Origin of the sequence: Bacillus sp. AY2-1, from assembly GCF_008368965.1 — a bacterium.
GTDB classification, from domain to species: Bacteria; Bacillota; Bacilli; order Bacillales; family Bacillaceae_G; genus Bacillus_A; species Bacillus_A thuringiensis_S.
In genome coordinates, this window is sequence record NZ_QPEL01000218.1 from 1 (window position 1) to 3,916 (window position 3,916).

The following is a 3,916-nucleotide window of genomic DNA, read 5'->3' on the forward strand; positions in this document are numbered from 1 at the left end:
TCTCTTTTAAATTTATAAACGTGTATCTTTTTCAAAATTCAAATGAAAATGATCAGCATCGTTATATACACCAAATTCGTAACCTTTTTCTTTATAGAACTTAATGATTTGTGGAAGTACTTGCAATGTCTGTGCTTTTTCATGCATCAAAACTACTTCCACATCATCGGTTGTGTATTTTTTGACATTTTCTATAATTTGGTTTGGGTTATCTTTTAACTTCCAATCTTCAGAATCAATTGTCCAGTCCCAAATTTTTATTCCAGCGTCTACAATTTGATTGCGGAGTTCTTCACTCTTTAATCCCGGATGGGAGCCATACGGCGGACGTACTAACTTAGGATTTGTACCTGTAATACTTTGGATAAGGGATAATGTTTCTTTCATCTCTGGAACAAATTGCCCTTTTTTGTATAGCTTATCACTATTATGTGTCATGCACCGATATAATGTCCTACGATTTGTACCCGTAATACTTTGGATAAGGGATAATGTTTCTTTCATCTCTGGAACAAATTGCCCTTTTTTGTATAGCTTATCACTATTATGTGTCATACTATGTGCACCGATATAATGTCCTTCTTTTACTGCTCGTTTTACATTTATCTGATAACTTGTATTTTGTAAATTACTTCCTTGCATGAAAAATGTTGCTTTTACATTATTTTCTTTTAATACATCTAAAAATTTTCCAGTTAAAGTGCTGGGACCATCATCAAATGTTAAATAAACAAATTTCCCTATAGGTTTCCCATCTGCTTTTTTTTCCTTTTGCGGATTCGTTTTTTCTATTTCTTTTTCTATCTTTTTCTCTTTTGAATGCTGCATTAGGCTCTGGTTGTTCTTTTCTTCGTGAGTCGTCCCTTTTGCGGGAGCCGAATTAAACTTTCCTATTATAAAAAACATAAGAAAAGTAGTTGTTAATATTAACATTAGTGTTAATAGCGCTCTTTGCACGCTCTTTTTATTCGTATTTTTCGACATCTTTTCTCTATCCTTTCTCTATTATTAATATGGAAAAAGCGGGCTTTAATTGTTAGAATTAATATCTTTAATCCCACTTTGTACAAAAATAGATTACTAGAAAGAGATAAAGATAAAATGCAGATTATGTCGAAATGAGTTAAAGAATATCAAAATATAACATACAATCATATACAGGTTGTAGTAACTATTAAGATGATTCTGGTACAAAGAATTTAAAGTAATTACGAGTAATCTCTAAATCTGGGGCATACTGATGCTATTACTCTAAAAAAGTTGCGATGATTAGTATGGAAAAGTAGAATTTGTTTAAATTGAAACATTACCAGCCTGATTTTATTCGACTAATCGTTGAAAGGGAAATTTAAGTTTGCCAAGCAGAATTTCAAGTTGGCTAGAAATACTCAAGGCTCGTGCTTTGTCATTAAAAATATAAAGTAAGCAAAAACAAAACAGCACCTCTCCAACAAATTAGAGGGTGCTGTTACTTTTGTCGTAAAACCATATTTAATTATGACAAGGATTCATTGTGATAGTTCTAATTAAGGGTATTACCTATTTAACAATTAAAATCAAATTTATTTATTTTTTAATTTCAAAAGCCCATTCTAATTAATCTCGATATTATTGGAGGTGGATAGACTTTATCCCTATATTTTTCCCTTAACTTGCTGAGAGTCGCTGAAAAAGCGGTCGAATTGTCGCATCATTGCTTCGAGCGGACCAGCAGGAAGTTTAACAATTATGCATCCAATTACCAGGGTTGCAGTTGCAACGAGTACATCTCCAAATGGAAATTCCAGACTATACTGCTGTACCCCCGCCAGTTGAAGTCCCCACAATATGACAAACTGAGCCGCATACATTGTTAATGCTACGCGTCCAACCTTTTCGAAAGGCATCAACACGACGAGAAATCTCTTCGGTACAAGACATACAAGACCCAGCACAAGGAGTGCTCCCCCAATCCCTGTCAGTGTTTGAAACGTTGATGCACTGTGCGGGGTTGTCCAAAGAAGAGTATGCCACATTGGTGTTTCCATATTAAATGGCCAGATTAAATTTGGATCCGGCTGGTCAGTAACGACACTTTGAACGCTTATGAGCCACTTCTCAAAGGATCGGCTGAGATCAGGAAGGATAAAAATAGCCAACAGCTTACAAAAGGTAAGTATAATTACACCACTGCACATGAGTAAGAATACGGGGCGCGGCTTTGTTAAGTCAATACGCCCGATGGTCATACCTGCAACGAAAGCGGGAGCAAGTGCTATCCCAGACATACGGCTGCCTCCTATATCTCTAAGAAGGTATGTGTGTGACAGAAGACTCTCTCCAAGAATCATCAGCGGTGGACTCACAATAACTAAAGCAATTGTTGTTATAATGAGTACACGTGTTGAACGATGAACCAGAACAAGCGACAGTACGAACAGTGCCGCATAAGCAGGTAAAATCACACCGATATGAGTATTAAGCATAATAAGTAGATATCCGATTATATCGATGAAAACTGCACGGGCGAGCATTCTAGATCGGAGCGTAGTGGTCCCCAGCCCTTTTTCTTTCATGCGTCGAGCCATGATGGAGTAAGAGATGCCTCCACAGAGTATAAATAACAATGTTGTGTTACCAGATACGATTGAAGCATTCGTTTTATTCAAGGCAAAGTGCTGTATAAACATTCCTATTACAGCTAAACCACGAACTGCATCAAGTGCTATAAGACGCCCCGTCCCCTGAGAATCCCCCTGTTCTTGTTTAGGATCTTCCTCAAAGTCCAGACTCTTAATTTCAGCGTTTGCTTCTAATTCAGATTCCCTGATGGACTCGTCCGAAAGTCTAGTCCCTTTTTTATTATCGCTATTTTCTGACATCTCTTTTCTATCCCCTTTCCTATTATTTATATGTAAAAGCAGGGGTTAATTGCTAGATTTAATATCTTTCCCCCACTCTGTACAAAAAATAGATTACTAAAAAGAAATAAAGATAAAGTGCAGATTATATCAAAGCGAGTTAAAGAACATTGAGATATAACATAAAATCGTATACAGAATGTAGTAATTAAAAAGATCATAGAGTTATTCATCATCTCTCTTCGTCTTAATCTCTAATATACGCATATAAATGAGACTTCTTTTGACAAATAAAGATAAAATTTATTTTATCTTTACCTTATCTTTATCTCTTTATGTTAGTCTGTTTTCCTAGAAGAAATAATCCTAATATTAAAAAGAAACAGAGGAATAATGCATGAAGAGTAAAAAAATATTTGTATTTTTCTTAGGTATTGTTGTTGTTCTTATAACATTAATCAAATTACTATATAGTAATCCTATGGGCAACACCGATAGAAATCAGGATTTCGCTGTAGAAAAACGTTTATTACAATTTAAACCGACCATTGAAAAAGAATTAGAAAAATATAATTTAAGTGACAAAACAACAACATTATTGGGAATCATGTATCAAGAAAGTAGAGGTGAAGGTACAGATCCTATGCAGTCTTCTGAATCACTTGGATTACAGCGAAATGAAATTCAAGATGTTAACTTAAGCATTGAACAAGGTGTAAAACATTTCGCTCAAATGTATAAATACGGGATAGAGAAAGACGTTGGAATTGATGCTATCATCCAAAGCTATAATATGGGACCAGGATATATTGATTTTATCGCTAGCAAAAAAAAGGAAAAGCATTCAGAGAAATTAGCTAAACAATTTTCTAAAATGAAAGTCGATCAAAGTCCAGATATGTATACGTGTGGTGATAATAAAAAAAACTTTAGATATCCATATTGTTATGGAGATTTTACGTACACAACAAAAGTAAAAAATAGAACAAAGCTTATTGAAGATTTTTTACGAACAAAAGAGCTAGCATACAATCATAATTCAGAATAAATCCATACAAATAATAAAAGGGAGTAGA

At 34.5% G+C, this 3,916-nt stretch carries 3 protein-coding genes; 1 reads left to right on the top strand and 2 read right to left on the bottom strand.

Translation table 11 applies throughout. The annotated features are described in order from the left end of the window. Window positions 1-12: 12 nt before the first annotated feature. Window positions 13-984: a polysaccharide deacetylase family protein gene (locus DN403_RS32050; protein WP_255452083.1), complete on the bottom strand. Its 972-nt coding sequence runs from the start codon at window positions 982-984 to the stop codon at window positions 13-15. Window positions 985-1,634: 650 nt separating this feature from the next. After that, complete coding sequence (locus DN403_RS29100; protein WP_149186043.1) at window positions 1,635-2,861, bottom strand: DUF418 domain-containing protein; 1,227 nt, start codon at window positions 2,859-2,861, stop codon at window positions 1,635-1,637. A 376-nt stretch (window positions 2,862-3,237) separates the two neighbouring features. On the opposite strand from DN403_RS29100, the gene DN403_RS29105 reads away from it, so the two are divergent. Beyond that, window positions 3,238-3,888 (top strand): lysozyme family protein, encoded by a 651-nt coding sequence (locus DN403_RS29105; RefSeq protein ID WP_149186044.1) that lies wholly within the window; start codon window positions 3,238-3,240, stop codon window positions 3,886-3,888. The last annotated feature ends 28 nt before the right edge of the window (window positions 3,889-3,916 follow it).

Excerpts from the sequence above, each read along its gene's own strand:
- DN403_RS32050 (WP_255452083.1), bottom strand. The coding sequence starts at position 984 with ATGTCGAAAAATACGAATAAAAAGAGCGTGCAAAGAGCGCTATTAACA.
- DN403_RS29100 (WP_149186043.1), bottom strand. The coding sequence starts at position 2,861 with ATGTCAGAAAATAGCGATAATAAAAAAGGGACTAGACTTTCGGACGAG.
- DN403_RS29105 (WP_149186044.1), top strand. The coding sequence starts at position 3,238 with ATGAAGAGTAAAAAAATATTTGTATTTTTCTTAGGTATTGTTGTTGTT.